2 rRNA genes are annotated in these 3572 nt (G+C 53.4%); both read right to left on the bottom strand.

The features are described from left to right. Positions 1-29: 29 nt before the first annotated feature. A 5S ribosomal RNA gene (gene rrf, locus ACR0LW_RS21145) occupies positions 30-144 on the bottom strand. A 203-nt stretch (positions 145-347) separates the two neighbouring features. Then, positions 348-3213 (bottom strand): 23S ribosomal RNA (locus ACR0LW_RS21140). Positions 3214-3572 lie beyond the last annotated feature (359 nt).

The following is a 3572-nucleotide window of genomic DNA, read 5'->3' as shown; positions in this document are numbered from 1 at the left end:
ATCGTAAGAGAGATATGGGCTTTTACTAGGTTTGGCGGTGACCTACTCTCCCGGGGCTTAAGCCCAAGTACCATTGGCGCGGCAGTGCTTAACTTCCGGGTTCGGTATGGGACCGGGTGTTTCACTTGCGCTATGACCACCAAACCGAGGAAAAGCCCCCGTCGCTGTTTTTGCGGAGCAAAAAAGCGACGAGCAGGAGGCAGCGTATTCGCGAAGCGGATGCGCGGTCCTGCCCGGTTGTGTTAATCAATCAACACCGTCGCTGTTTGCGCAGCAAAAGCGACGAGGCTGTCCTTGGTCAAGGTCGGTGTATGCTTCTGGTTTGATTTGTCTTTCTGTTACTGGATCAAATCAAGCCTATCGGGCGATTAGTACCGGTCAACTGAACGCATTACTGCGCTTACATCTCCGGCCTATTGACGTGGTGGTCTTCCACGGCCCTCAGGGAGACCTTGTTTTGAGGGGGGCTTCCCGCTTAGATGCCTTCAGCGGTTATCCTGTCCGATCATAGCTACCCAGCACTGCCGTTGGCACGACAACTGGTCCACCAGTGGATCGTTCACCCCGGTCCTCTCGTACTAGGGGCAACTCCTCTCAAGTCTCCTACACCCACGGCAGATAGGGACCGAACTGTCTCACGACGTTCTAAACCCAGCTCACGTACCTCTTTAAACGGCGAACAGCCGTACCCTTGGGACCTGCTCCAGCCCCAGGATGAGATGAGCCGACATCGAGGTGCCAAACACTGCCGTCGATATGGACTCTTGGGCAGTATCAGCCTGTTATCCCCGGCGTACCTTTTATCCGTTGAGCGATGGCCCTTCCACTCGGGACCACCGGATCACTATGGCCGTCTTTCGACTCTGCTCGACTTGTCAGTCTTGCAGTCAGGCTGGCTTCTGCCATTGCACTCAACGAGCGATTTCCGACCGCTCTGAGCCAACCTTCGCGCGCCTCCGTTACGCTTTAGGAGGCGACCGCCCCAGTCAAACTACCCGCCACGCAGGGTCCCGGATCCGGATAACGGACCGCGGTTAGACATCAAGAGTGCGAAGGGTGGTATCTCAAGGGAGGCTCCACAGGTACTTGCGTTCCTGCTTCAAAGCCTACCACCTATCCTGCACATCACAATCCTGATGCCAGTGCGAAGCTGTAGTAAAGGTGCACGGGGTCTTTCCGTCTAACCGCGGGAAGCCTGCATCTTGACAGGCAATTCAATTTCGCTGAGTCGATGTTGGAGACAGCGGGGAAGTCGTTACGCCATTCGTGCAGGTCGGAACTTACCCGACAAGGAATTTCGCTACCTTAGGACCGTTATAGTTACGGCCGCCGTTTACCTGGGCTTCAATTCAAGGCTCTCACCTCTCCTTTTAACCTTCAGGCACCGGGCAGGCGTCAGACCCTATACGTCGTCTTGCGACTTCGCAGAGCCCTGTGTTTTTAATAAACAGTCGCCACCCCCTGGTTTGTGCCCCCAGCCCCTAGTTGCCTAGGAACCGGGCCTCCTTCTCGCGAACTTACGGAGGTATTTTGCCGAGTTCCTTCAACATCGTTCTCTCAAGCGCCTTGGTATGCTCTACCAGTCCACCTGTGTCGGTTTAGGGTACGGTCTGATGGAGGGCTATTTCCAGGAACCACTCAGCAGCCCAATCAATCCGATAAGATTGAACTACACCTGTGATCCGTCACATCCTCCTGGCCCAGGAATATTAACCTGGTTCCCATCGCCTACGCCTTTCGGCCTCGGCTTAGGGGCCGGCTTACCCTGCTCAGATTAGCTTTAAGCAGGAACCCTTGGACTTTCGGCGAGAGTGTCTCTCACACTCTTTGTCGCTACTCATGTCATCATTCTCACTAGTGATCTCTCCACCGGATGGCTCACGCCCCGGCTTCATCGAAAACACTCTATCCTGCGCTACCGCCTATTCGGCTACTTGAGCGCGCTTACGCGCACCGCATAACCGGCGATAATACAGGATGAGTGCTATGTCACACTACGCTCTGCTACCGATGCTTACGCATCCCTAGACTTCGGCTCATGGCTTGAGCCCCGTTACATCTTCGCCGCAGGACAACTTATTTAGACCAGTGAGCTGTTACGCTATCTTTAAAGGATGGCTGCTTCTAAGCCAACCTCCTGGTTGTTTTGGTCGTCCCACCTGCTTTCCCACTTAGCCATGAATTGGGGGCCTTAGTCGTAGGTCAGGGTTGTTTCCCTCTCCACTACGGACGTTAGCATCCGCAGTGTGTCTGCCATCTAGTACTCCCGGGTATTCGGAGTTTGGTTAGGATCAGTAAGCCTGTGGGGCCCCATTACCCATCCAGTGCTCTACCCCCCGGGGTATTCGGATGACGCTCTACCTAAATAGATTTCGCAGAGAACCAGCTATCTCCGAGTTTGATTGGCCTTTCACCCCTAGGCACAGCTCATCCCGATCCTTTTCAACGGATGTGGGTTCGGTCCTCCAGTAAGTGTTACCTTACCTTCAACCTGGCCATGCCTAGATCACTCGGTTTCGGGTCTGATCCCACGAACTCATGCGCCCTATTAAGACTCGCTTTCGCTACGCCTACACCTAACGGCTTAAGCTTGCTCGTGAGACCAAGTCGATGACCCATTATACAAAAGGTACGCCGTCAGATCTCGAGGATCCTCCGACTGATTGTAGGCGTTCGGTTTCAGGTACTGTTTCACTCCCCTCGTCGGGGTGCTTTTCACCTTTCCCTCACGGTACTGGTTCGCTATCGGTCAGCAAGGAGTACTTAGCCTTCGAAGGTGGTCCTCCGATCTTCAGACAGAATTTCACGTGTTCCGCCCTACTTAATACGTCCGTCAAAGCTTCCTATACGGGGCTGTCACCCGCTATGGCCACGCTTCCCAACGTGTTCTAGTCACTTATCTGGCTCGGCTGGTCCCCGTTCGCTCGCCGCTACTAGGGGAGTATCAATTGATTTCCTTTCCTCCGGGTACTTAGATGTTTCAGTTCCCCGGGTTTGCTCTTAAAACCCTATGTATTCAGGTCTTAAGTACCTGTTCATGCTCATTATTGATTAGCAGAGCTAACAATAACAAACATTCAGGTGGGTTGCCCCATTCAGAAATCCATGGATCAAAGCTTATTCTCAGCTCCCCATGGCTTATCGCAGAGTATCACGTCTTTCATCGCCTCTTGCTGCCAAGGCATTCACCAAACGCCCTTCTCGCGCTTGATTTGATCCAGAAAGAGAAAGACAGGATTTGCGAAGCAAATCCAATGACAGGCGCTGGTAACAACCCGTCTCTCTTACTGAACCAAAAGCATACTTTCCCGCCTTCCATCCTGGAACCCGCGCTGCCGATGTCGGTCGGCCCCACGCAGAGAATGGAAGACAATGCATAACCGTTAAGTTATGCGGGTTAGTGTACTTGACTTGGACAACTCTGTTCGTTTCAGCCGCGATAGCCGTGGACAGGCGAGGAAACACCCGTGTCACAACCCGCCCCTCCGAAGAGGAGAACGACTGAGATCAACGCCACACTCGGCGCCAATCAAACAGTGTTGATTGATTTCTCTCTATACGATGTCAATTCA

It is taken from the genome of Ruegeria sp. N4 (genome assembly GCF_056531425.1).
Note: the sequence above shows the minus strand (reverse complement) of the source record. Positions and strands in the feature narration are given on the sequence as shown.